General features: G+C 67.2%; 14 protein-coding genes and 3 pseudogenes. 7 read left to right on the forward strand and 10 right to left on the reverse strand.

Translation table 11 applies throughout. The features are described 5' to 3' along the window. Positions 1 to 143 precede the first annotated feature (143 nt). The 6 genes and pseudogenes from WS78_RS36180 to WS78_RS36185 all read right to left on the reverse strand — a co-directional run bounded on the left by WS78_RS36180 (position 144) and on the right by WS78_RS36185 (position 12,803). Positions 144 to 8,360, reverse strand: a complete 8,217-nt coding sequence (locus WS78_RS36180) for a YadA-like family protein (protein ID WP_442854947.1) — start codon at positions 8,358 to 8,360, stop codon at positions 144 to 146. A gap of 375 nt (positions 8,361 to 8,735) precedes the next feature. Next, positions 8,736 to 8,813: pseudogene (locus tag WS78_RS38540) on the reverse strand (ESPR-type extended signal peptide-containing protein); the annotation flags it as partial. Between the two features lie 1,128 nt (positions 8,814 to 9,941). Next, a complete protein-coding gene (locus tag WS78_RS22505) occupies positions 9,942 to 10,844 on the reverse strand; it encodes a hypothetical protein (RefSeq protein WP_059575916.1) in 903 nt (300 codons plus the stop codon). Between the two features lie 129 nt (positions 10,845 to 10,973). Beyond that, positions 10,974 to 11,189, reverse strand: coding sequence for a hypothetical protein (locus tag WS78_RS22510; protein ID WP_004198708.1), 216 nt, complete (start codon positions 11,187 to 11,189; stop codon positions 10,974 to 10,976). Positions 11,190 to 11,590: 401 nt separating this feature from the next. After that, positions 11,591 to 12,253 carry an NADPH-dependent FMN reductase gene (locus tag WS78_RS22515; protein WP_059575914.1) on the reverse strand — a complete coding sequence of 221 codons (663 nt, stop codon included), beginning with the start codon at positions 12,251 to 12,253 and terminating at the stop codon, positions 11,591 to 11,593. Between the two features lie 22 nt (positions 12,254 to 12,275). Beyond that, positions 12,276 to 12,803, reverse strand: coding sequence for a hypothetical protein (locus WS78_RS36185; RefSeq protein WP_156437456.1), 528 nt, complete (start codon positions 12,801 to 12,803; stop codon positions 12,276 to 12,278). Positions 12,804 to 13,146: 343 nt separating this feature from the next. On the opposite strand from WS78_RS36185, the gene WS78_RS38270 reads away from it, so the two are divergent. From WS78_RS38270 to WS78_RS22560, 6 genes and pseudogenes are all read left to right on the forward strand, one after another. Then, positions 13,147 to 13,557, forward strand: a complete 411-nt coding sequence (locus tag WS78_RS38270) for an SRPBCC family protein (protein ID WP_317135636.1) — start codon at positions 13,147 to 13,149, stop codon at positions 13,555 to 13,557. An 877-nt stretch (positions 13,558 to 14,434) separates the two neighbouring features. Further along, positions 14,435 to 15,889, forward strand: a pseudogene (locus WS78_RS22540) (quaternary amine ABC transporter ATP-binding protein); the annotation flags it as partial. Then, positions 15,882 to 16,784 (forward strand): choline ABC transporter permease subunit, encoded by a 903-nt coding sequence (gene choW, locus WS78_RS22545; protein ID WP_059575910.1) that lies wholly within the window; start codon positions 15,882 to 15,884, stop codon positions 16,782 to 16,784. The pseudogene WS78_RS22540 and the gene choW, both read left to right, overlap by 8 nt. A gap of 104 nt (positions 16,785 to 16,888) precedes the next feature. Next, a complete protein-coding gene (locus WS78_RS22550) occupies positions 16,889 to 17,887 on the forward strand; it encodes a GlxA family transcriptional regulator (protein WP_038753232.1) in 999 nt (332 codons plus the stop codon). A 100-nt stretch (positions 17,888 to 17,987) separates the two neighbouring features. Further along, positions 17,988 to 18,938 (forward strand): choline ABC transporter substrate-binding protein, encoded by a 951-nt coding sequence (locus tag WS78_RS22555; protein WP_059575909.1) that lies wholly within the window; start codon positions 17,988 to 17,990, stop codon positions 18,936 to 18,938. A gap of 367 nt (positions 18,939 to 19,305) precedes the next feature. Beyond that, a pseudogene (locus WS78_RS22560) lies at positions 19,306 to 20,213 on the forward strand (aspartyl/asparaginyl beta-hydroxylase domain-containing protein). A gap of 60 nt (positions 20,214 to 20,273) precedes the next feature. Here the strand turns inward: WS78_RS22560 and WS78_RS22565 are convergent. Beyond that, on the reverse strand, positions 20,274 to 21,053 hold the full coding sequence (locus WS78_RS22565; RefSeq protein ID WP_226377288.1) for a hypothetical protein: 780 nt from the start codon (positions 21,051 to 21,053) through the stop codon (positions 20,274 to 20,276). Between the two features lie 115 nt (positions 21,054 to 21,168). Here WS78_RS22565 and WS78_RS22570 point away from each other — a divergent pair, with 115 nt between their 5' ends. Further along, entirely contained in the window at positions 21,169 to 21,516 is a 348-nt protein-coding gene (locus WS78_RS22570) for a hypothetical protein (protein WP_198174683.1), read from the forward strand. Positions 21,517 to 21,523: 7 nt separating this feature from the next. Here the strand turns inward: WS78_RS22570 and WS78_RS22575 are convergent, their stop codons facing one another. From WS78_RS22575 to otnI, 3 genes are all read right to left on the reverse strand, one after another. After that, positions 21,524 to 22,216 carry an aspartyl/asparaginyl beta-hydroxylase domain-containing protein gene (locus tag WS78_RS22575; protein WP_038753258.1) on the reverse strand — a complete coding sequence of 231 codons (693 nt, stop codon included), beginning with the start codon at positions 22,214 to 22,216 and terminating at the stop codon, positions 21,524 to 21,526. Positions 22,217 to 22,782: 566 nt separating this feature from the next. After that, entirely contained in the window at positions 22,783 to 23,754 is a 972-nt protein-coding gene (denD, locus tag WS78_RS22580; protein WP_059575904.1) for a D-erythronate dehydrogenase, read from the reverse strand. 27 nt (positions 23,755 to 23,781) lie between these two features. Then, positions 23,782 to 24,558, reverse strand: coding sequence for a 2-oxo-tetronate isomerase (gene otnI, locus WS78_RS22585; protein ID WP_059575902.1), 777 nt, complete (start codon positions 24,556 to 24,558; stop codon positions 23,782 to 23,784). Positions 24,559 to 24,610 lie beyond the last annotated feature (52 nt).

Genomic DNA, 24,610 nt, shown 5'->3' on the forward strand with positions numbered 1-24,610 from the left:
CCTGGCTGATGCGCAAACGAAGCGCGGCCGGGCGCGTTCGTCGTTCCGGCCGGGCGCGCCCGATGCCGGGCCGCGGCCGGGGCGGCGTGCGCCGGCCGCGATGCCGGGCGCCGTCCGTTGCCCGTTGCCGTGCCGGCCCGTCGTTACTTCCACTGATAGAGCATGCCCGCGCCGATCACCTTCTGATTGCCGCTGAAGCCGCCGTTCACCGACGCCTTCAGGTTCTCGGTGATCCGCGCCTGCATGCCGACCGCCATCGCCTTCTGGCCGAGGAACGACGCGGTGCCGATCCCCATCGCGAAGTTCGAGTCGCGATCCATGTGCGGAATCGACGCCATCGCCGCGACCGCCGCGATGCCCTGGCGGGCCATCGAGTCGGTCTGCTGCAGTTGCTGTTGCGTCTGGTTCAGTTGCGCGCCCAGATTGTTGATCTGCGTCTGCTGCGTGGACAGCGATTGCGTCAGCGTCGTCGACACCGCATTGAGCTGATTGACGTTGACCGCGTCGGTGCCCTCCGTGCCGGCGGCGACGTTCGTGACCTGACGCTGCTGCGTGTCGCTGCCGACCGACACGACGTTCGAGCGGCCACCGTCGGTCGAGCCCGCGCCGATCGCGACCGAGTTCGAGCCGGCCGTGACGGACGGCGTCGTCGCCTTCGGCGAGCTCATGTCGGCGGCGATGCCCGTGCTCGCGGGCAGCGACCGGATCACGTTGTCCGTGATCGACGTCGACAGCGACGTGAGCTGCGTGTTGATGTTGGTCACGCTCGTCGACAGCGACGCGACGTTGCTGTTGGTCGACGACAGGCCCGTGGACAGCGAGCCGATGCCGGTCGAGGCCGACGTGGAGAGCGACGCGAGGTTGCTGTTGGTCGACGACAGGCCCGTGGACAGCGAGCTGATGCCGGTCGAGGCCGACGTGGAGAGCGACGCGAGGTTGCTGTTGGTCGACGACAAGCCCGTGGACAGCGAGCCGATCGCGGTCGAGGTCGACGTGGAGAGCGACGCGAGATTGCTGTTCGTCGCGTTCAGGCCGGTCGACAGCGACGCGACGTTGCTGTTGGTCGCATAGAGCTGGCTGCCGTTGACGGCGTCGGTGCTGGTCGCGGAGATGCGGCCGGCGGCGACGTTCGTGACCTGACGCTCGGCGCCCGGCGCCCCCACGCTGAACACGCCGACCGGTGCGCTTCCGGCGAAGCCGCCGAACGTGAGGCCGCCGACGGTCGCGGACGCGACGGGCACGGCCGCCGACGTCGTCGCGCCGTTGCCGATCGCGACCGAGTTGTCGATGTTCGCGGCGGCGTTCGGTCCGATGGCGACGCTGTTCGCGCCCGTCGCGACGCTGTCCGGATCGGTCGAGTTCGCGTGGAAGTACTTGATGCCGTTCGCGTTGATGCTGTCGATCGCTGCGCCGACGCTGCTGTTCGTCGTGGTCGTGCCGTTGGCGTTGTACGTCGTGTACGACGGCGCGGAGATCGTGCCCGTTGCCGGATCGTACGTCGCGCCGCCGCCGAGCGCGGCCGCGGTGCTGTTGCCGAGGTTGGTCGTGTTCGACGTGATCGAGCTGATGCTCGTCGACAGCGAGCCGATGCCGGTCGAGGTCGACGTGGACAGCGACGTGAGGCTGCTGTTGGTCGACGAGAGGCCGGTGGACAGCGAACCGATGCCGGTCGAGGCGGAGGTCGACAGCGAGGCGATCGAGCTGGTGGCCGAGCTCAGGCCCGTGGAGGTCGACGTGGAGAGCGACGTGAGGCTGCTGTTGGTCGACGAGAGGCCGGTGGACAGTGAACCGATGCCGGTCGAGGCGGAGGTCGACAGCGAGGCGATCGAGCTGGTGGCCGAGCTCAGGCCCGTGGAGGTCGACGTGGAGAGCGACGCGAGGTTGCTGTTGGTCGACGAGAGGCCGGTGGACAGTGAACCGATGCCGGTCGAGGTCGACGTCGACAGCGAGGCGACCGTGCTGTTCGTGCTGCTGAGGCCCGTCGACAGCGAACCGATGCCGCTTTGCGCCGAGCTGAGGCCCGACGACGTCGAGGTCGACAGCGACGCGAGCGAGCTGGTGGTGGTGCTCAGGCCGGTCGACAGCGACGCGACGTTGCTGTTCGTGGTCGACAAGCCGGTGGACAGCGAATCGATGCCGCTCTGTGCGGTACTGATGCCGGACGACGTGGAAGTCGACAGCGAAGCGATGGAGCTGGTGGCCGAGCTCAAGCCCGTCGACGTCGACGTGGAGAGCGACGCGACGGTGCTGTCGGTGGTCGAGAGACCAGTCGACAGCGAACCGATGCCGGTCGAGGTGGAGGTCGACAGCGAGGCGATCGAGCTATTCGCGGAGCTCAGGCCCGTCGACGTCGACGTGGACAGCGACGTGACGGTGCTATCGGTGGTCGAGAGGCCGGTGGACAACGAGCCGATACCGGTCGACGTGGAGGTCGACAGCGAGGCGATTGAGCTATTCGCCGAGCTCAAGCCGGTCGACGTCGACGTGGACAGCGACGCGACGGTGCTGTCGGTGGTCGACAGACCGGTGGACAGCGAGCCGATACCGGTCGACGTGGAGGTCGACAGCGAAGCGATCGAGCTATTCGCGGAGCTCAAGCCGGTCGACGTCGACGTGGACAGCGACGTGACGGTGCTGTCGGTGGTCGAGAGACCAGTCGACAGCGAACCGATGCCGGTCGACGTGGAGGTCGACAGCGAAGCGATCGAGCTATTCGCGGAGCTCAAGCCGGTCGACGTCGACGTGGAGAGCGAAGCGACGGTGCTGCCGGTGGTCGAGAGACCAGTCGACAGCGAACCGATGCCGGTCGACGTGGAGGTCGACAGCGAAGCGATCGAGCTGGTGGCCGAGCTGAGGCCCGTCGACGTCGACGTGGAGAGCGAAGCGACGGTGCTGTCGGTGGTCGAGAGACCGGTGGACAGCGAGCCGATACCGGTCGACGTGGAGGTCGACAGCGAAGCGATCGAGCTATTCGCCGAGCTCAGGCCGGTCGATGTCGACGTGGAGAGCGAAGCGACGGTGCTGTCGGTGGTCGAGAGGCCGGTGGACAACGAGCCGATGCCGGTCGACGTGGAGGTCGACAGCGAGGCGATCGAGCTGTTCGCGGAGCTGAGGCCCGTCGAGGTCGACGTGGAGAGCGAAGTGACGGTGCTGTCGGTGGTCGAGAGACCGGTGGACAGCGAGCCGATGCCGGTCGACGTGGAGGTCGACAGCGAAGCGATCGAGCTGTTCGCCGAGCTCAAGCCGGTCGATGTCGACGTGGAGAGCGACGCGACGGTGCTATCGGTGGTCGAGAGGCCGGTGGACAACGAGCCGATGCCGGTCGACGTGGAGGTCGACAGTGATGCGATCGAGCTATTCGCGGAGCTCAAGCCGGTCGACGTCGACGTGGAGAGCGACGCGGCGGTGCTGTCGGTGGTCGACAGGCCGGTGGACAACGAGCCGATGCCGGTCGACGTGGAGGTCGACAGCGAAGCGATCGAGCTATTCGCGGAGCTCAGGCCGGTCGACGTCGACGTGGAGAGCGAAGCGACGGTGCTATCGGTGGTCGAGAGGCCGGTGGACAACGAGCCGATACCGGTCGACGTGGAGGTCGACAGCGAGGCGATCGAGCTGGTGGCCGAGCTCAAGCCCGTCGACGTCGACGTGGAGAGCGACGCGACGGTGCTGTCGGTGGTCGAGAGACCGGTGGACAACGAGCCGATGCCGGTCGACGTGGAGGTCGACAGCGAAGCGATCGAGCTATTCGCGGAGCTCAAGCCGGTCGAGGTCGACGTGGAGAGCGAAGCGACGGTGCTGTCGGTGGTCGAGAGACCAGTCGACAGCGAACCGATGCCGGTCGAGGTGGAGGTCGAGAGCGAGGCGATGGAGCTGTTCGCGGAGCTGAGGCCGGTCGAGGTCGACGTGGAGAGCGAAGTGACGTTGCTGTCGGTGGTCGACAGACCGGTGGACAACGAACCGATACCGGTCGACGTGGAGGTCGACAGCGAGGCGATCGAGCTATTCGCGGAGCTCAGGCCCGTCGACGTCGAAGTCGAGAGTGACGTGACGGTGCTGTCGGTGGTCGAGAGGCCAGTCGACAGCGAACCGATGCCGGTCGACGTGGAGGTCGACAGCGAAGCGATGGAGCTATTCGCGGAGCTCAAGCCGGTCGACGTCGACGTGGAGAGCGACGTGACGGTGCTGTCGGTGGTCGAGAGACCGGTGGACAGCGAACCGATGCCGGTCGACGTGGAGGTCGACAGCGAAGCGATGGAGCTATTCGCGGAGCTCAGGCCCGTCGACGTCGACGTGGAGAGCGACGCGACGGTGCTATCGGTGGTCGACAGACCGGTGGACAGCGAGCCGATACCGGTCGACGTGGAGGTCGACAGCGAAGCGATGGAGCTATTCGCCGAGCTCAGGCCCGTCGACGTCGAAGTCGAGAGCGAAGCGACGTTGCTGTCGGTCGTCGACAACCCCGTCGACAGCGACGCGATCGAGCTCGAAGCCGAATCGAGTTTCGATGCGACGGCGTAGAGCTGGCTGCCGTTGATCGCATCGGTGCTGGTCGCCGTGACCTGGCCGGCGGCGACGTTCGTGATCTGGCGCTCCGCGCCCGGTGCGCCGACGCTCACGACGCCCACCGGCGCGCTGCCGGCGAACGTGCCGAGCGTGGTCGAGCCGACCGTCGCGCTGCTGGTGGGGGTGGCCGCGGCCGTCACCGAATTCGCGCCGAGCGCGACCGAGTTCGCCGTGGCGGCCGTCGCGCCCGTGCCGATCGCGACGGCGTCGGCGCCTGTCGCGACGCTGTCCGGCCCCGTCGAGTTCGCGTGAAAATACTTGATGCCGTTCGCGTTGATGCTGTCGATCGCCGAACCGACGCTGTTGTTCGTCGTGGTCGTGCCGTTGGCGTTGTACGTCGTGTACGACGGCGCGGAGATCGTGCCCGTCGCCGAGTTGTAAGTCGCGCCGCCGCCGAGCGCGGCCGCGGTGCTGTTGCCGAGATTGTTGGTCGTGGTCGTGACCGTCGACAGGCCCGTCGACAGCGAACCGATGCCGGTCGACGTGGAGGTCGACAGCGAGGTCAGCGAGCTGTTGGTGGTGCTGAGGCCGCTGGACAGCGACGCGACGTTGCTGTTCGTCGTGCTCAGGCCAGTCGACAACGAGCCGATGCCCGTGGAAGTCGACGTGGACAGTGAGGCGACCGTGCTGTTGGTGGTCGACAGTCCGGTGGAAAGGGAGTTGACGCCGCTTTGCGCGGTGCTGATGCCCGACGAGGCGGAAGTCGACAGCGAGGTCAGCGAGCTATTGGTGGTGCTGAGGCCCGTTGACAACGAGCCGATGCCGGTCGACGTGGAGGTCGACAGCGAAGCGACGGAGCTGTTCGCCGAGCTGATACCCGACGAAGCGGAAGTGGACAGCGAGGTCAGTGAGCTGTTGGTGCTGCTGAGGCCACTGGACAGTGAAGCGACGTTGCTATTCGTCGTGCTCAGGCCAGTCGACAACGAGCCGATGCCGGTCGAGGCGGAGGTCGAAAGCGAAGCGACGTTGCTGTTGGTGGTCGACAGCCCGGTGGAAAGCGAGTTGACGCCGCTTTGCGCGGTACTGATGCCCGACGAAGCGGAAGTCGACAGCGAGGTCAGCGAGCTGTTCGTGGTGCTGAGGCCGGTGGACAGCGAGCCGATGCCGGTCGACGTGGAGGTCGACAGCGAAGCGATCGAGCTATTGGCCGAGCTGAGGCCGGTCGAAGTCGACGTCGAAAGCGAAGCGACATTGCTGTTGGTGGTCGACAAGCCGGTCGACGCAGAGGTCGAGAGCGAAGCGACGGAGCTATTCGCCGAACTGATGCCCGACGAGGCGGAAGTCGACAGAGAGGTCAGCGAGCTATTCGTGGAGCTGAGGCCGGTCGAAGCCGACGTCGAAAGCGATGCGACAGTGCTGTTCGTCGTCGACAAGCCGGTCGACGCAGAGGTCGAGAGCGAAGCGACGGAACTGTTCGCCGAGCTGATACCCGACGAAGCGGAAGTGGACAGCGAGGTCAGTGAGCTGTTGGTGGTGCTGAGGCCGCTGGACAGCGACGCGACGTTGCTGTTCGTCGTGCTCAGGCCAGTCGACAACGAGCCGATGCCGGTCGACGTCGAAGTCGAGAGCGAAGCGATCGAGCTATTCGCGGAGCTGAGGCCGGTCGAAGCCGACGTCGAAAGCGAAGCGACATTGCTGTTGGTGGTCGACAAGCCGGTCGACGCAGAGGTCGAGAGCGAAGCGACGGAGCTATTCGCCGAGCTGATGCCCGACGAGGCGGAAGTCGACAGCGAGGTCAGCGAGCTGTTCGTGGTGCTGAGGCCGGTGGACAGCGAGCCGATGCCGGTCGACGTGGAGGTCGACAGCGAAGCGGTCGAGCTATTTGCGGAGCTGAGGCCGGTCGAAGTCGACGTCGAAAGCGAAGTGACAGTGCTGTTGGTGGTCGACAAGCCGGTCGACGTGGAGGTCGACAGCGAAGCGACGGAGCTGTTCGCCGAGCTGATACCCGACGAAGCGGAAGTGGACAGCGAGGTCAGTGAGCTGTTGGTGGTGCTCAGACCACTGGACAGCGAAGCGACGTTGCTGTTGGTGGTCGACAGTCCGGTGGAAAGCGAGTTGACGCCGCTTTGCGCGGTGCTGATGCCCGACGAGGCGGAAGTCGACAGCGAGGTCAGCGAGCTGTTCGTGCTGCTCAGGCCAGTCGACAACGAGCCGATGCCGGTCGAAGCCGACGTCGAAAGCGAAGTGACAGTGCTGTTGGTGGTCGACAAGCCGGTCGACGCAGAGGTCGACAGCGAAGCGACGGAGCTGTTCGCTGAGCTGATACCCGACGAGGCGGAAGTCGACAGCGAGGTCAGCGAGCTATTGGTGCTGCTGAGACCACTGGACAGCGAAGCGACGTTGCTGTTTGTCGTGCTGAGGCCGGTGGACAGCGAGCCGATACCCGTGGAAGTCGACGTGGACAGCGAGGCAACATTGCTGTTCGTCGTCGACAAGCCGGTCGACGCAGAGGTCGAGAGCGAAGCGACGGAACTGTTCGCCGAGCTGATACCCGACGAAGCGGAAGTGGACAGCGAGGTCAGTGAGCTGTTGGTGGTGCTGAGGCCGCTGGACAGCGACGCGACGTTGCTGTTCGTCGTGCTCAGGCCAGTCGACAACGAGCCGATGCCGGTCGAAGCCGACGTCGAAAGCGAAGCGACGTTGCTGTTGGTGGTCGACAGTCCGGTGGAAAGCGAGTTGACGCCGCTTTGCGCGGTGCTGATGCCCGACGAGGCGGAAGTGGACAGCGAGGTCAGCGAGCTGTTCGTCGTGCTCAGGCCCGTCGACAACGAGCCAATGCCGGTCGACGCCGACGTCGAAAGCGAAGCGACAGTGCTGTTGGTGGTCGACAAGCCGGTCGACGCAGAAGTCGAGAGCGAAGCGACGGAGCTATTCGCCGAGCTGATGCCCGACGAGGCGGAAGTGGACAGCGAGGTCAGCGAGCTGTTCGTCGTGCTCAGGCCCGTCGACAACGAGCCAATGCCGGTCGAAGCCGACGTCGAAAGCGAAGCAACATTGCTGTTGGTGGTCGACAAGCCGGTTGACGCAGAGGTCGAAAGCGAAGCGACGGAGCTATTCGCCGAGCTGATGCCCGACGAAGCGGAAGTCGACAGCGAGGTCAGCGAGCTGTTCGTGCTGCTGAGCCCCGTCGACAACGAGCCGATGCCCGTCGACGCCGACGTCGACAGGCTTGCGATGCTGCTCGCCGTCGTGCTCATGCCGGTGCTCAGCTGCGAAACCGTCACCGCGTCCTGCGGCGCGGAGCCGTCGGCGACGTTCGTGATGCGGCGAAGGGCGGTCGCGCTGCCGACCGATACTTCGGACAGCGGCGCCGCGGTGCCCGTCAGGTAGCCGGTGCCGGTCGGTGCCGACGCGCCGGTCACGCTGCCCGCGCCGATCGCGACGCTGTTCGTGTACGCGGCCGAGCTGTTGTTGCCGATCGCGACCGAGCCGGTGCCGGCCGCTGTTGCGCCGGTGCCCGCCGCGACCGAGTTGTCGCCCGTCGCGACCGCCTGCGTGCCGAGCGCCGACGCCGCGGAGCCGCTCGCGAGCGCGCCGTTGCCGAGCGCCGATGCGTTGGTGTTGGTGGCGGAGGCCAGATTGCCGATGGCGAGCGCCGGGTTCGAGGTGGTGTTGGTCGCGAGCGCGCCGTTACCGATCGCGATGCCGTTGATCGTCGACACCGTCGAGCTCGTGCCCATCGCGATGCCGCCCGTCGCCGCCGCCGTCGTGTTCGCGGACCGGCCGATCGCGATCGAGTTGTTGCCGAGCGCGGCCGACCCGCCCGTGCCGCTGCCGTTGCCGCCGCCGATCGCGATCGCGCTCGTGCCGGACGCCGTCGCGTCGTTGCCGACCGCGGTCGCGCCCGTGTTGAGCGCCTTCGAGCCCGAGCCGATGCCGATCGCGCTGTTGCCCGTCGCGGTCGACGCCTGGCCGAAAGCCTGAGAGTAGTTGCCCGAGGCTGTCGCGTTCGCGCCGATCGCGATCGCGGTCGAACCCGATGCGGTCGTGGTGCTGCCGGCGCCGCCGCCGATCGCGATCGCCTGAGCGCCCGTCGCGCAAACCGACAGGCTGCAACTGGTCGTCGATACACCGCCGACCGCGTATTGCGCTTGCGCGGCGTCGATGCCGCCGCCCGCGACCAGCACGGCGGCGACGATCGCTTTCGCGACGGCCGACTTGTTCGGCTTGCCTCGGGCGGACGAGATTTCCGAAGCGGCGACCCACGCGCCAAGCGCTTCATTCCAGATTGAGCGATACGAGCGATTCATACGAAAGTAGCCTCCGAGGGCTGGCGCAACACGGCAGAGTGATTCGTCTGACCAGGGAGTCCGTGCTCGCGCTATTTGAGTTTGGTGGCCGGAGTCTATTTGATCGGCGTATTTACAACTTAAAAGGATTGCAAAGTTCGGTTTGAAAATAGTTAAAGAAAGTTTGATGCGCGTGCGCCTTGGGTGGTCGGTTTGCGTCGATTGAAAAAGTAATACGAATGTGTATGGCGCTTGGGGTGATGCTCGTCTTGTCCAGGTGGGGCAAGGGATGCCCGGGATCGATGGTTCGAAATGCGCTGCCGGGGCGAGCGTAAAGATACGGCGGTCTCGCGCAAAACGTTTGCGCCTGACATTTGTCTTTCTATTTGTAATGATGTTTTAAATATGTCTTTGGGGTCGGCGTTTTGAATCTGGTTAATTGATTAATTAAATTGTCTATTCTGGAAATCATTGTTGATTTAATTCGGCCTCGTATCCCGATATTCAATGAAGTTCGTTTGTCCGTTGGTGCGCCGGATCGTGCGCTGTCACGTCGGGCGGGCGTCTGCGGGGTGTAGGGGGCGAGGCGATCAATTGCTCGTCTTGTGCACAAATTGTCCGAGAAATGTCGGCGATGCTTCCAAGTCTCTTGCTCACAATTACGCGTCGCCGGTGTAATTGCCGGGCATCGTTACCTGTCTGATACGCTTTGTCACAATGCTTTCGTATTGCTTGTGCCCCCGCGGATTGTCGAGCAGCTAGCGATAGATGCGAAAAACGGCTCGTAATCGAGCAAGAACGTGGACGAATGCCGAACGCTTGCGCGCAACGCTGCGACGCCGCCTGCCGCTTCCGGTGCGGTATTTTTTGCCGAGCGTGACGTGGGGCGCGGCGGTTTTTAATCGTGTGATCAGGCGTTCGTAATGTATCGTTTTCGCGACGATCGACCGTGGCGTGCGCGGCATTCGCTCGCACGCTCGGCGGCGGACGACAGGTGCGCGGCGCACGCCGACGAAGCCGGAGTAACGGAAAGCGCAGGCGCGCGAACGCCGATCGATCGGCGTGCTCCGTCGACGGGGCATGGCAGGGCGGCGTCGCGCTCGCCCATGGCGCTGCGAGCCGCGTGGCGACGCCGCCCGCAAACGAGGGCTATTTCTTGATGAAGCGCAGCGCGAGGCGCGCGAGCCGCGGCACGATCATCGGCCGCAGCAGCCGCTTGTCGTAGCCCGCCATGCGCCGTTCGTTCTCGGCGAGACACAGCGCGATCAACTCGCGCGGGTTCAGCGCGTCGCCGACCGTCGTCGCCGTGTTGGCCGGAAAGTTCGCGTCCCGCGCGACGCCGTCGGCGTCGATGCCGCGCGCAATGCCGATGCGTTCCCAGATCAGGAGCGCCCACACCGCCGCGACTCGCGCGAAGAGCCACGGCCTGCGCCACCACGGCATGTTGCGTCCGTACCATGCGAACCAGTTCACGAAGAACAGGATGTGCCGGCCTTCTTCCTGAATCACCGGCTCGAACGTCTCGACGAGCGCTTCCGGAAAATAGCCCGAGCGCTGCGCGGAGCGGAACAGCCCGAACGCGAAGAAGCTGTCGATGCACTCGCTGAAGCCCGTGACCATCCACGCCCATTCGGCGTCCTTCGGCGCCGGATACGCGGGCTCGGGCGCAAGCCGGATGCCGTACGCCTCGACGAGCTTCGACAGCACGGCCTTGTGGCGCGCTTCCTCGGCCGCGTCCATGTCGAGCGCCCGGCGCAGCAGCGGATCGCGCACGGTCGACGCGAACGTCGCGACGCGAATCGACGCGCGACCTTCGGTCTGCACGGCGATGTCCCAGATGGGCAGCGACGTCAGGCGCTGAAGTTCTTCGGGGCTGAGGGGCGGCCAGCCGATGACGGCCGGCTTGTACGGGTTGTGGGTATCGAGCAGCATCCGGCAGAACATCTGCTTGTGCGTGTCGGAACCGATCTGCACCGGGCCGCGACTCTCATGGACCCAGTTGCGCATAGCGTGATCCGCCGCCGCTTGCTCTTGTCGCAGCGTGTCAGACATGGCCTGATTGGTATCGTGATTTCGGGAGCTGACGATTCTTACATAGCTCGACGAATCACGTATTTTGGCGGCCGGCCCCGCAAGCGCCGAGGGCGCGGGCGGGCACGCCGGCCGGGGCCCGCGCCGGCGTCAACAGTGCGAATCGACCCAGAGGCGTCCCCAGCGGAACGCATAGGCGAGCGCGTGCTCTTCGTCGAAGAAGAAATCGATGGCGTCGAACGAGTAGGCGCGCGCGGGCGCGGGGCCGGCCTTCTCGATCGTGAGGTTCGCGGCGAACAGGCCGTTCGGCAAGCGCGCCGCGGCGGGCGCAACCTCATAACCCTTGTAGCGGATCGAACGATTCATGGCTTTCGCGAAGGGATGGAACGTGCGTGCAGCGTAAGCAATCGCCTCGCGCGCGTGAACCAATCTTTAAACGTAAGCAAATCACTCGGCGCGGGCGAATGGTCATGACCCAGGCATCTTCGTCGCATATGCGGCGCGCGACGGGGGGGCGCCGCACGCCGTGTCGCGAGCATGGACGGCCCCGCGTTCGACCGTGCGACAAACCCGGGCGATCGAGCGGGGAGGCGACGAGGCGATGCGTTGCCCGATGGCGGGGCGGCTTGCGCTCGCGATCGGGCAGTGAATGAGCGGGACCGACGATGAAGGAGACGAATCGGCGCGGCGACGTGCAGGCGCCGCGAGCGATCGACGGACGGACGAAGCGCTCGCCGCGCTGCGCCGCGAGCGCGCCGCGTATGCGTTCAGCTCGTCGCGGCTTCCAGCGCCGGCGCAAGCGCGCCGCCGCCGGCGACGCGGGTCGCCGCGCGGTGCAATGCGAACGCGAGCGCGAATTCGGCGGCTTGCGCGCCGACGGTTTCGAGCTGCGCCGCGACCTTCGTGTCGGAGCAACTGTCGGCCGTTTCGAAGCGTGTCTCGAGCGTGTTGACCGCGGCGCCGAACGGCGTCGGCCAGCCGCGCAGCGCGTGGACGATCGCGCGCAGCGACGTCAGCACCGTGCCCGCCGCCTGCCAGCCATAGGCGGTGACGATGCAGCCGACCGCGCGCCCGTCGAGATAGGGCCGCTCGTCGGCGCGCAGTTCCTCGAGCGTGTCGAGCGCATTCTTCACGAGGCCGGACACGCCGCCGTGGTAGCCGGGCGTCGCGATGACGATCGCATCGGCCGCGCGCACCGCGTCGATCAGCTCGTGCTGCGCGTCGGTGAGCGCGCGCCGCTCGGGCGCGTAGTGCGGCAGCGTGTGCAGGAACGGGCCGTCGAACAGGCGGGTGCGGGCGCCCGCGGCCTGCGCGCCGCGCAGCGCGAAGCCGAGCGCGCGCTCGGTCGACGAGGCCGCGCGGGTCGTGCCGCCGATGCCGACGATGAACGGCCGGCGATGTTGGTCGAATGCGGTCAAAGTGCGCTCCATGAGGGTGCGGCGCCTGGCTGAATCAGGCGGAGAGTTGCATGTTAGCGACCCAATCGGCGCCCGGGAAACGACTTTTCGTTCTATCGATATGCCCGGCGGCCGCCCGGCCGGCGTCGCGCGCGGCGCAATTGGATAGCAGAAATGCTTGGTTGGGATGCAGCGGACGGGCCGATATGATCGCTTCCGTCTCCTCCATGAAATCTTCTCTGACATGGGTTGGCCCCGCCGGTGGGAATGTCGGCGGGGCTTTTTTTCGTGTCCGCGCGCGGCGGATGCGGCGGCGGGTGCGCGCCCGGGCGAGCGGCGCGATGCAGTCGCCCGATTGTCGCCGCGTTCGAATCCGTTGCAGTGCTGCGGCGTGCCGCGCGCCTCGGATCGACGGCGAAGAGGGCGCTGCGGGCCGGTTCGTGTGATATCGCGCCATCTTATGGCCATGGCGCAAATCAAGAATCGCGATTGGATCGATATCCGCCGAGCGACGATCAGGCGAAACGCGCCGCGATTCAGGGGGGGCGCTCGTGCGGCGCCTAGCCCGTTTCGCCTCGTCCATCGAGGATAGGCATCCAGGAGCGACATCGTATGGCCCGCGCGCTTCTTGCCGGGCACGACCGGCAACCGCGTATCCAACGAGGCCGTCGTGCAGGGCCTCGCCGCCGCCGACGTGTGGCCGCACCTCAACGACACGTCGGCGTGGCCGGGCTGTTACGAGGACGTGTCCGACATACGCTTTCACGACGGCTTGGGTCCGACGCCGCGGCTCGGCGCGCGCTTCAGGTTCATGACGTTCGGCTTCTCCGTCGAGGCGGGGGCGAGTACGAGCCCCCGCCCTCGGCCGGCCGGCGCGGATCGCATGGCACGGTCGGGGCGACGGTGCGAGCGACACGGCGCTCGACGTGCATCGCGCGTGGCTCTTCGAGGATTTGCCGGGCGGCCGCGTGCGCATCCTCACGCAGGAGACGCAGATCGGCCAGCCGGCGCGGGAGCTCGCCGCGACGAAGCCGAATTCGATGGTGAACGCGGGGCGGGCGTGGATCGACGGGCTCGCGGCGACGGCCGCGGCCGTCGCCGCGAAGGTTCGCGTAGCGTTGATGTTGCGCGCCGGGGTGTGTGCGCGGTTCGACGCGGTCGAGCGCGCCGCGTGCGGAGCGGCGACGCATCGCGCGCAGGCACGCGGTTCACGTCATGGAATGATCGGTTGCGTTGCGTTGCGTTGCGTTGCAGTTGCAATTGCAACTGCAATTGCGGGCGAAGGCGAAGGTTGCGATGTGGACGCATACACGATGCGTCGACAAAGGGCTGCATAGTCGACAACGCCGACACCGACACCGACACAAACGTACACGTACATGTGAATGCACATGCACATCGGACACGAGCATCGCACATCGCACATCGCACCGACGCGGACACGCTCGCATACGCCCATGCCCATTCACGTCCACGCACTCATGCAAACGGAAATGCCGACGCACTATACATGCATGCACATGCAAATGCGGTAAGGCACGCGCATGCATCCCGTCGCGTTGCAACGGCAAAGTCCAAACCAAAGCCGCTAGCCCACGCGCTTCCTCCGCGCGGCCGGCTTGCCCTTCGCGCCGCATGTCTAGAGCAGCCGCGCGTGCGCCGGATCGCGAAGCGCGCGTTCGTGCCGGACGGCGACCTTGTCGAACCCGGGAATCGCGAGCGGCGGGGCGCAGCATTGCGTCGATCTCGCCGAGCACGCGCGCGCTTGACGGAGCCCGCGAGCTCGAGCGCGCGCTGCGTCGGCACGACGCACGCGTTGCATGCGCACGAAGCGGGGCGCGGAACTTTCTAGCAACCGGGTCGCCATGCCGCTCACCGCCGGCTGCGTCGGCGCGAACCGGGCGGCTGCGCGCGTCACGTTGCGTTCGTCCAGCGGCGCATCGAACGCCTTCAGCAGGTTGAAGTCGAGCATTCTGATATCGATCGCGATCGTTGACCGGAGTTGGCGGGCGGAGCGCGGCTCATGTCTCGATGGCGTCGCCGGCTCGAGCGCGCGACGGGCGAATCAACGGCGAACAGCGATGAACCGACACGAATCAGTCTGCGGAATTGCGCCGGGCGCGGATGTCCGCCGCATCGCCGCGCGCGCGGCGGAAAACGACAAATGCGCGGCGGCGAAAGCCCGCGCGGATGGGCTGCGGCGCTCGTTCGAGCCTCGATTGCGCATCGCGCAAATGCGCGTCGCGGCCCACGCGCGCGGCATGGGCGCGCGCGGCCGCGCGGGCCGCCCGCCGGGGCCGCGCCGCGCGCTGCGGCGCATCATCCGGATTGGCGGCCGCTTTCGTCCGCGCGCCGAAACGCTCGCTCGCGTCACTTGTACAAACGTGTCGCATTTGCGCAAGCGTTTGTCGTAATTCGTCGGCTGCACGGGGTTTTTTCTGGCAACCATGTAGGCACGCTGTGACGGCGTATTTCCCCGCTCAACGAGGAGACGTTGCAATGGATGCCCCGAAGGTCGTAGTCGAAGGTCTGTGCAAGGTGTTTGGAAGCAATCCGCGGCAAGCGCTCGACATGCTCGCCGCGGGCGCGACGAAGGATGAAGTGTTCGCGCGCACGGGCCAGGTGGTCGGCGTGCACAACGTGTCGTTCGACGTGCGGGAAGGCGAGATTTTCGTGTTGATGGGCCTGTCCGGCTCCGGCAAGTCGACGCTGATCCGGCTCGTCAACCGGCTCGTCGAGCCGAGCGCCGGCAAGGTGATGATCGACGGCCGCGACGTCGCCGCGGTGCGCCGCGCGGAGCTGACCGCGCTGCGCCGCACGGACATGAGCATGGTGTTCCAGTCGTTCGCGCTGATGCCGCAGCGCACGGTGCTGTCGAACGCCGCGTTCGGGCTCGAAGTCGCCGGCATGAGCCGCAAGGACCGCGAGCGGCGCGCGATGGACGTGCTCGAGCAGGTGGGCCTCGCGCAGTTCGCGCACAAGCTGCCCGCCGAGCTTTCGGGCGGCATGCAGCAGCGCGTCGGCCTCGCGCGCGCGCTCGCCGTCAACCCGTCGCTGATGATCATGGACGAGGCATTCTCCGCGCTCGATCCGCTCAAGCGCAAGGAAATGCAGAACGTGCTGCTGCAGCTTCAGAAGGAGCAGCGCCGCACGATCATGTTCGTGTCGCACGATCTCGAGGAGGCGCTGCGCATCGGCAGCCGCATCGCGATCATGGAAGGCGGCCGGCTCGTGCAGGTCGGCACGCCGCAGGAGATCATCGCGAACCCCGCCGACGACTACGTGCGCGCGTTCTTCGAAGGCATCGACACGAGCCGCTACCTGACGGCGGGCGACCTGATGCTGACGGGCGCGGTGCCGCTCGTGTCGAAGCTCGATGCGACGCATGTCGCCGCGTCGCTGAACGGCAGCGCCGAATACGCGTTCGTGCTCGACGAGGCGCGCAAGATTCGCGGCTTCGTCACGCGCGACGCGCTGAACGGCGCGACGCCGAACGTGCGCCAGGTCGAAAGCATCCGGCGCGACGCGACGCTCGAGCACGTCGTCGAGCGCGTCGTCGCGCATTCGCATGCGCTGCCCGTCGTCGACGACGACGGCCGCTACTGCGGCTCGGTCGATCGGGCCGTGCTCCTGAAAGCCATTACGCGTTCGCGAGGTTCCCATGTCTGAACTCATTCCGCTCGGCAGCTGGGTCGACCAGACGGTTCACTATCTGCTCGACCACGACGCGAAGACGTTCGACGCGATCGGCCGCGCGATCGAAGGGCTCGCCGCGCTCGTCGAGCACGGGCTGCAGGCCGTGCCGATGTGGCTGATGATGGCGATCTTCATCGGCGTGGGGCTCTGGCGCGTCGGCTGGCGCTTCGCGATCTTCACCGCGGCGTCGCTGCTCCTGATCTTCGCGATGGGCTTCTGGGACCAGACGGTCGTCACGCTCGGGCTCACGCTGTCGTCGACGATCGTGAGCCTCGTGCTCGGCATTCCGCTCGGCATCTGGGCCGCGAAGAGCAAGTGGGTCGCCGCGATCGTGCGGCCGATCCTCGACCTGATGCAGACGATGCCCGCGTTCGTCTATCTGATTCCGGCCGCGATGCTGTTCGGCCTCGGCCGCGTGCCGGGCATCCTGTCGACGGTGATCTTCGCGATGCCGCCCGCGGTGCGCCTGACGAGCCTCGGCATCCGCCACGTGAACCGCGAGATCGTCGAGGCGGGGCAGGCGTTCGGATGCACGCCGTGGCAACTGCTCTACAAGGTGCAGTTTCCGAACGCGTTGCCGTCGATCATGCAGGGCGTGAACCAGACGATCATGATGGCGCTGTCGATGGTGATCATCGCGTCGATGGTCGGCGCGGGCGGCCTCGGCAACGACGTGCTCGCGAGCATCCAGCGCCTCGACATCGGCCTCGGCTTCGAAAGCGGCCTGTCGGTCGTGCTGCTCGCGATCATTCTCGATCGCATCACCGAGAGCTTCGGCCGCGCGCCGGGCACGGCGAAGGCGCCGCTTTTCTCGGGCCTGCGGCAATGGCTCGGTCCGCGTTCGCGCTCGCCGGTCGCGCAGGCCTGACGCGTCCCGCACTCCCTCGCCTCTTCGTTTCGCCGATCCGGTCGTCTCCGGCGGGCCGTCCGCCGCCGGAGCGGCTTCGTGCAATCCGTTCGCTGGAGAACGATGTGACGTCCGCCGCCGCTGCCGCACCCGCCGACTGCGCCGAGCCGGTTTCCTCGGTCGCGCATTTCGGGTTCCTGACGTTGCCGAATTTCTCGATGATCGCGTTCACGAGCGCGGTCGAAGTGCTGCGCATGGCGAACTACGTCGCGCGCGCCGACCACTACCGCTGGTCGATCTTCTCGCTCGACGGCGCGCCCGTGCGCGCGAGCAACGGGATCGCGGTGCGGCCGACGCAGCCGCTCGACCTCGACGATCCGCCCGACGCGATGATCGTCTGCGGCGGCATCCGGATTCGCGAGGCGGTCGACGAGCCGGTGCGCGGCGCGCTCGCGGCGCTCGCCGCGCGCGGCGTGCCGCTCGGCGGCATCTGCACGGGCGCGTACGCGCTGATGGCGTGCGGGCTGCTCGACGGCTACCGGTGCGCGGTGCATTGGGAGAACCTGTCGGCGCTGTATGCGGAGTTTCCGCAGGTGCGCTTCGCCGACGAGCTGTTCGTCGTCGATCGCGACCGCCTGACCTGCACCGGCGGCACCGCGCCGCTCGACCTGATGCTGAACCTCGTCGGCGCGCGGCTCGGGCCGCCGCTCGCCGCGCAGGTCTCCGAGCAGTTCATTCTCGAGCGCATTCGCGGCGCGACCGATCCGCAGCCGATTCCGGTCGACGCGCGCGTCGGCTTCTCACGCGCGGAGCTGATCGAAGTCGTGCGGCTGATGGAGGCGAACATCGAGGAGCCGCTGTCGCTCGAGGAGCTCGCGCGGCTCGTGCGGCTGTCGCAGCGCCATGTGCAACGGATGTTCAAGGTCTATCTGAACGTGTCGCCGACACATTACTACCTGACGCTGCGCCTGAAGCGCGCGCGCGATCTGCTGCGCACCACCGACGCGTCGATCGCGCGCGTGACGACGATCTGCGGCTTTCATTCGCCGTGCCATTTCAGCAAGGCGTACCGCGCGCAGTTCGGCCATGCGCCGAGCCACGAGCGGCGCGTGCCGGCGCGCTGAGCGCATCGAACGAAACGCGCGGCCGCCGGGATCGCGGCGCGCGTTCAAGCCACGAATCGATCCCATGTTGACGACATCTTTGTAGATGAGGAGAAGCACGATGAAGCGAAATCTGATCGCGGCGGCCTGCGGGCTCGCCATCGCGGCCGCGCCGCTCGCGAGCGCCCGGGCGGGCGATCCGCCGACCTGCAAGGCCGTGCGCTTTGCGGACGTCGGCTGGACCGACATCGCCGCGACGACGGGGCTCGCGTCGACGATGCTCGCCGGGCTCGGTTATGCGCCGACGAAGACGATCGCGTCGGTGCCGATCACGTTCGCCGGGATCAAGAGCAAGCAGATCGACGTGTTTCTCGGCTACTGGTCGCCGACGATGGACCCGATGATTGCGCCGTTCACGAAGGCAGGCACGATCAAGGTGCTCGCCGCGCCGAACCTGACGGGCGCGAAGTACACGCTCGCGGTGCCCGACTACGTGTACCAGGGCGGCCTGAAGTCGTTCGCCGACATCCAGAAGTACGCGGACAAGCTGAACGGCAAGATCTACGGGATCGAGCCCGGCAACGACGGCAACGCGCTCATCAAGAAGATGGTCGACGGCAACCAGTTCGGCCTCGGCAAGTTCAAGCTCGTCGAGTCGAGCGAGGCGGGGATGCTCGTCGAAGTGAACCGCGCGATCCGCGACAAGCAGTGGATCGTGTTCCTCGGCTGGGAGCCGCATCCGATGAACGTGCAGATGAAGATCGATTACCTGAGCGGCGGCGACGACGTGTTCGGCCCGAATTACGGCGAAGCGAAGGTGCTGACCGCGACGCCGCCCGATTACGCGGCGCGCTGCCCGAACGTCGCGAAGTTCGTGTCGAATCTGCAGTTCACGACGTCGATCGAGAATCACGTGATGCTGCCGATCATGAACAAGGAAGAGCCGAACAAGGCGGCGGCCGAATGGCTGAAGGCGAACCCGCAGTCGCTCGACAAGTGGCTCGCCGGCGTGACGACGTTCGACGGCAAGCCGGGCCTGCCCGCCGTCAAGCATTACCTCGGCATCCAGTAACGCCGGGTTCGCCGCGCGAGGCGGGCACAGCCCCGCGTCGCGCGGCCGTCGGCCGCTTGGTCGTCGGCGCGCGTCGCCGAGGCGGGCGGTCGCCTTCCTTCCCCTGAAACCTTCCGGCCATCGGCGCCCGTCGCGCGCCGTGCTCCCCGGACGCTTCCAAAAAGCAGAAAGCTGAAAGTTTTCTTAGAGCCCGGTTGGAAATGCAAATTTCCGCCCTCGTAGCCACGCTGATGTAGCGCGCTGCTTTGCAAGTAGCCCGTCGGCAAGGAGTGCAGGCGTGGACCAGATGAGCTGGAATTCGCCATTTCATCAATTTTCAAACGGGCTCCTGGAATTGCCCGCATACGCTGTAACGGGGGCAAAAGAAATGCGCCGGGCCGTTCTGTTCATCTTCGTCGCGTGCGCGGCGTTCACGCATCGACGCGGAAAGGTGCGTCACGGGTTCTTCCGCCAACTGCCCGATCACTCGACGTTTACCGCTCCGCTCAATTGTTTCGCTTACGCGTTCTCCACCGTGCCGAATACGCCGTATTCGACGAGTCGCATTTTCCGGAGTTCGCGATCCTCAGACGCGAGTGGAACACGTTCCGCGACGAGGCGCTCGCGTTGCGCGACGACAGCCGGATCAAGGCGTCGGGCGAGTACGACGACATCGGCTTCAATTCGTTCTTCCGCAAGGGCTGGAAGCGGTTCTGCCTGAAGTGGTACGACCGTCCGCATCCGTCGGCGCTCGCGCATCGTCCGCGCTCGCTCGCGATCCTGTCGAAGATTCCGTCGGTAAAGGCGGCGATGCTCGCGCAGCTGCCGCCGGGGGGCAAGCTCGGGCTGCATCGCGATCCGTACGCCGGGTCGCTGCGCGATCACCTCGGGCTCGCGACGCCGAACGACGCCGAACGACGACGAATGCGCGATCGTCGTCGACGGCGATCCGTACGCGTGGCGCGACGGCGAGGCGGTGATGTTCGACGAAACCTATCTGCATTGGGCCGAGAACCGCACCGATCAGGACCGCATCATTCTGTTCCGCGACATCGAGCGGCCGATGCGATACCGCCGGGCGCAGGCGGTGAACGGCGCGATCGGCGGCGCTCGGATGCGCGCGGCGGCGTCGCCGAACGAAACGGGTGACCGCACGGGAGGCCTGAACCGGCTGTTCCGCTATCTGTACGCGATCGGCGCGTCGGCAAGCGGATGAAGGCGTGGAATCGCACCGCCTATTACGTCGTCAAGTGGGCGCTGTTCGGCCGGCTACTCGTCGCGATACCGTGGCGGTGAGCGTTCGCTCGCGCGCGCCGTTTCGCTTCCGGCGTCGCCGGCGCGGCGTTGGCTGCCGGATCAGAAGAAATCGAGCGCGCCGAACACCTTGTTCGCCTTTCGCTTCGCGTCGCTCGACAGGTTGCTGTCCTCGACCGCCTGTTTCGCGACCTGCGTGCCGACGTTCTTGACGACGCTCAGCACCGCCGACACCGGATTGAAGCGGCCCTTCGTGACGATGTCGACGACCGCCCTGCCGATGCCCTTGAACACCGCGACGATATATTTGCCGGCCTGCTCGAAGCCCCATTGGAGATTGTCCTTGTTGGTGCCGTCGAGCCGTACGTGCGTGTCGCTCGTCTGGTCGAGCTGGTGACCGGTTTCGCGCAGATGCTGCCAGCCGCCGCCGCCCACGACGTCCTGCAGCAGGCCCGCTTCGGTGCCGTGCCGCGCGTCGCCGTCCTTCGTGAACCCGTCGATCTTGCCGTCGCCGACGACGTCGTTCGGCCGCTCGCTGCCTTCGCGGTTCTTCGCGCTCTTCACGTACGTGAGCAGCGCCGCGGCCTTGTACGCCTGATCGGGATCGTTGTACATGTCGCCGCCGACGAACTGGTTCAGCTTGTCGCGGATGCCGCTCTGGTTGCCGAGGTGCTTGAGGAGCGGATTGTCGTCGATGATCTGCTGCGCGGTGCGGTTGTCGCCGGGCGGGCGTTTCGTCTGCGCGTCCGGCATTTGCGCCGCAAAGCGCGCCATCGACGGATCGGGCGATGCGACGCAGCGCGCGGGCGGCGCATCGTTTGGCGCATCGTTCGTCGATTCGACGAGCGACAGCGGGGCGTCGGCATCGGCCGCAGACGTCATCGCGAACCGCAGCGGCAGCTGCGACGAATGCGGCGTTCGCTGCGAATCGGGCCCGCCGCATTCGCGGATCGCTTGTCGAACCAGTCGTTTCAATTGTTGCCGGACATTGGCGTCGATGTCGGCGTCGATCGAGGACGGCAACCGCTCGTCGCCGAACGAGGCTGCAAGGTTCGTGGCGAGCGGGGCGCCGACGATGTTGCCGGGAATTCGGATCATGGGCGTGCGGGTGGAGGCGGCCGACAGCGGCCGAGGCCCGCAATCTTATGAGCGGGGCGGCGCGCCGCACGCGCGCGGCGCGAAGGGCGCGCGCGGAAAGCGAAGCGTTGTGTGGCGAAGCGGTGCGGCGCGCGTTGTCGCGATTCCCGAGATTCCCGAGATTCCCGTGATTGCCGCGTGCGCGGCGCGCGGCTGGCCGTGGGGCGGCGCGAGCGGCGCGGCCGGCGCAAGCCCGCCGTCGGCGTGAGCGGGCCCTAGACCGGAATCGCGCCGCCGCGCAGCCGGATCGCGACGCGCACGATCCGGATCAGCGCGCCCGACAGCAGCGCGAGCGCGGTCGGCAGGTCGCGGCGGCGGATGTCGAGCAGCAGCACGATCCGCACGTCGTCGCTCTCGTTCCAGACTTCGTGCTCGAACGTGTCGTCCCATAGCAGGAACTGGCCGTCGTCGAGGCGGTAGTCGCGGCCGTCGATCTTCAGGACGGCGGCGGGCGCGCCGTCAGCGCGCCTGGGCATCGACAGCACCAGATAGCCGCGCAGGATGCCGCGAAACGGCCCGCGGTGCGGCGGGATGCGCTTGCCCGGCGCGAGAAACGAGAACGACGCGGACAGCACGTCGGGCGACGCCGCGACGATCGACGCGAGCGTCGGGCAGCGCCCGAGGTTCTGCGGGAAGCGCACGCCGTATGCCTGCATGATGAACATGCGCCAGTCGCGCGCGTCGTTCGCGGAGATCGCCGCCTGCTCGCGCATGATCTCGTGGAAGCGCGGAATCCGGCTCAGGTCGCGCGACACCGCGAGCGCTTCGTCGCGGATCGCGCGCCACGCGCCCGTGAAGCGCGCGGCGTCCGGAAACAGCGCGGCCGCGTCCAGCTCGGCGCCGCAATGGATTCGTCGATCGTAGAGGTCGCGCAGCTTGCGCGCGCCGAAATCGTAGATGGCAGCCATATCCAGGCGTTCGTCGGGCAGACGCGTCGGGCGCGGCCGGTCGGTCGGTCGTCCGGCGGCGCGCCGCGTGAAATCAAGGACCGGGTTCTTATAACGATAGTCGCAAACGCGGCGCGTTGCGCGTTCGCCGGCCGCCGCGCCGCGTTTCGTCGGGTTTCATTTCGTTTCATCACGCCCCGGCGGTGGTCCGCGTCGGTCGCCCGAGTAGCGTAGCGCCCCGCGTGCGAGGCGGGCATGCGTTTGTCGCGTGGAAGCGAACGATCGGCGAAACGTAAGCGGGTTCGCGGCGGCGCGGAGAAAGGGAACGCCGGCCGAGCGTGGCGCGCGGCTGGTGGCGACGTGTCGGGGCGTCGGGGCAGGCGGGGGAGGCGCGTCGGGCGTATCCGCGCGGTGCGGGCGGCCGCACCGCGCGGCGCGGCGGGCGAATCGCACGCTCGAATCGTCGGCTTGAATCGTCGGCTCGAATCGCGGGCTCAAATCGCAGACTCAAATCCCAAGCCCGAATCCCAAGCCCGAATGGAACCGATTCGGCGCGCCCGCCCGCCGCGCAGCGCGGGCGGCGCGGTTTAGCGCCGATCGTCGTCGACGTAGTTGCGGATCACGTCGACGAAGCTCGCATCGCCCTTCAGGCCGAGCGCTTCGGCGCGCGACGTGTCCCATCGCCCCGGCCAGCTGCCGACGATCTTCACGACGCGCTCGTCCTCGGCGCGGCGGATCAGCTTCACCGCGTCGATGCCGGCGACTTCGCGCAGCGCGTCGATCATTTCGTCAACCGTCACCGAGATTCCCGGCAGGTTGATCACGCGCCGGTTGCCGAGCTTCGCGCCGTCGAGCTCGCAGCCGGCGACGAGCGCGTCGATCGCGCGGCGCGGCGACAGCAGCCAAAGCCGCGTGCCGCCCGGCACCGGGCAGACCGCCTCCTCGCCGTTCAGCGGCTCGCGAATGATCCCGCTCGCGAACGACGAGGCCGCCGCGTTCGGCCGGCCCGGCCGCACGCTGATCGTCGGCAGCCGCAGCACGCGGCCGTCGACGAAGCCGCGGCGCGTATAGTCCGACAGCAGCAGCTCGGCGATCGCCTTCTGCACGCCGTACGACGACTGCGGATCGAGCGCGGTGTCGTCCTCGACGAGCTCGGGCAGCGCGCCGCCGTACACCGCGACCGAACTCGTGAACACGATGCGCGGCCGGTGCCCGCGCGCGCGGCACACGTCGAGCAACAGGCGCGACGCGTCGAGGTTGATGCGCATCCCGAGGTCGAAATCGGCTTCCGCCTGGCCGCTGACGATCGCGGCGAGATGGAAGATCGCGTGCGTGCGCGCGTCGATCGCGGCGTCGAGCACGGCGCGCTCGCCGATGTCGCCGACGATCGCGCTCACGCGCGGATCGCCGAAGTCGCCGCCCTTGACGACGTCGAGCAGCACGAGCTCGTCGATCCGCCGCGGCGCGCCGTCCGGGCCGGCCAGTTCGCCGCGCGCGAGCAGCTGTTTCGCGAGACGCTGGCCGAGAAAGCCGGCGCCGCCAGTGATCAGAACCTTCATCGCAATGTGCCTCGTGAGAATGCGGGATTACAGGTAGGGTGCGAGCCAGCCGAGGCCCTCGGACGTGCCGGCCCTCGGCCGATACTCGCAGCCGATCCAGCCGTCGTAGCCGAGCGCGTCGATCAGCTCGAACAGATACGGATAGTGGATTTCGCCGACGTCGGGCTCGTGCCGCTCGGGCACGCCGGCGATCTGGATGTGGCCGATGCCCGCGATGTCGCGCGTCAACTTCGTCGCCAGATCGCCTTCGACGATCTGGCAGTGATAGCAGTCGAACTGCACCTTCAGGTTCGGCGCGCCGACTTCGCGGCAGATCGCCTGCGCGTCGTCCTGGCGGTTCAGGAAGAAGCCCGGCATGTCGCGCGGGTTGATCGGCTCGATGACGATCGTCGCGTTCTGCGCGCGCGCTGCTTCGGCCGCGTGCGCGAGATTGCGCAGGTACGTGTCGCGGTGCTTCGCGCGATCCTGCTCCGGTGCGATCAGGCCCGCCATCACGTGGATCTTGTCGTTGCCGATCACGCGCGCGTAGCCGAGCGCGGTGTCGATCGCGCGCTTGAACTCGTCCTCGCGGCCCGGCAGCGACGCGATGCCGCGCTCGCCCGCCGCCCAGTCGCCGGGCGGCGCGTTGAAGAGCGCCTGCACGAGGCCGTTCGCGTCGAGGCGCGATTTCAGCTCGGCGGCGGGGAAGTCGTACGGAAACAGGTACTCGACCGCCTTGAAGTCGTCGCGTGCCGCGGCGGCGAAGCGCTCGAGGAACGCGTGCTCGTTGTACATCATCGTGAGGTTGGCGGCGAAGCGTGGCATGGCGTCGGTTCCAGGTCCGGAGGTTGAAAGGCGGGCGGCACGGCGCGCATTC

The organism is Burkholderia savannae, assembly GCF_001524445.2.
Classification (GTDB): domain Bacteria; phylum Pseudomonadota; class Gammaproteobacteria; order Burkholderiales; family Burkholderiaceae; genus Burkholderia; species Burkholderia savannae.

Bases quoted from the DNA above. Each gene is read 5' to 3' on its own strand.
- WS78_RS22505 (WP_059575916.1), bottom strand. From the start codon at position 10,844: ATGTCTGACACGCTGCGACAAGAGCAAGCGGCGGCGGATCACGCTATG.
- WS78_RS22510 (WP_004198708.1), bottom strand. From the start codon at position 11,189: ATGAATCGTTCGATCCGCTACAAGGGTTATGAGGTTGCGCCCGCCGCG.
- WS78_RS22515 (WP_059575914.1), bottom strand. From the start codon at position 12,253: ATGGAGCGCACTTTGACCGCATTCGACCAACATCGCCGGCCGTTCATC.
- WS78_RS36185 (WP_156437456.1), bottom strand. From the start codon at position 12,803: ATGGACGAGGCGAAACGGGCTAGGCGCCGCACGAGCGCCCCCCCTGAA.
- choW (WP_059575910.1), top strand. From the start codon at position 15,882: ATGTCTGAACTCATTCCGCTCGGCAGCTGGGTCGACCAGACGGTTCAC.
- WS78_RS22555 (WP_059575909.1), top strand. From the start codon at position 17,988: ATGAAGCGAAATCTGATCGCGGCGGCCTGCGGGCTCGCCATCGCGGCC.
- WS78_RS22565 (WP_226377288.1), bottom strand. From the start codon at position 21,053: ATGACGTCTGCGGCCGATGCCGACGCCCCGCTGTCGCTCGTCGAATCG.
- WS78_RS22570 (WP_198174683.1), top strand. From the start codon at position 21,169: ATGTCGGCGTCGATCGAGGACGGCAACCGCTCGTCGCCGAACGAGGCT.
- WS78_RS22575 (WP_038753258.1), bottom strand. From the start codon at position 22,216: ATGGCTGCCATCTACGATTTCGGCGCGCGCAAGCTGCGCGACCTCTAC.
- denD (WP_059575904.1), bottom strand. From the start codon at position 23,754: ATGAAGGTTCTGATCACTGGCGGCGCCGGCTTTCTCGGCCAGCGTCTC.
- otnI (WP_059575902.1), bottom strand. From the start codon at position 24,558: ATGCCACGCTTCGCCGCCAACCTCACGATGATGTACAACGAGCACGCG.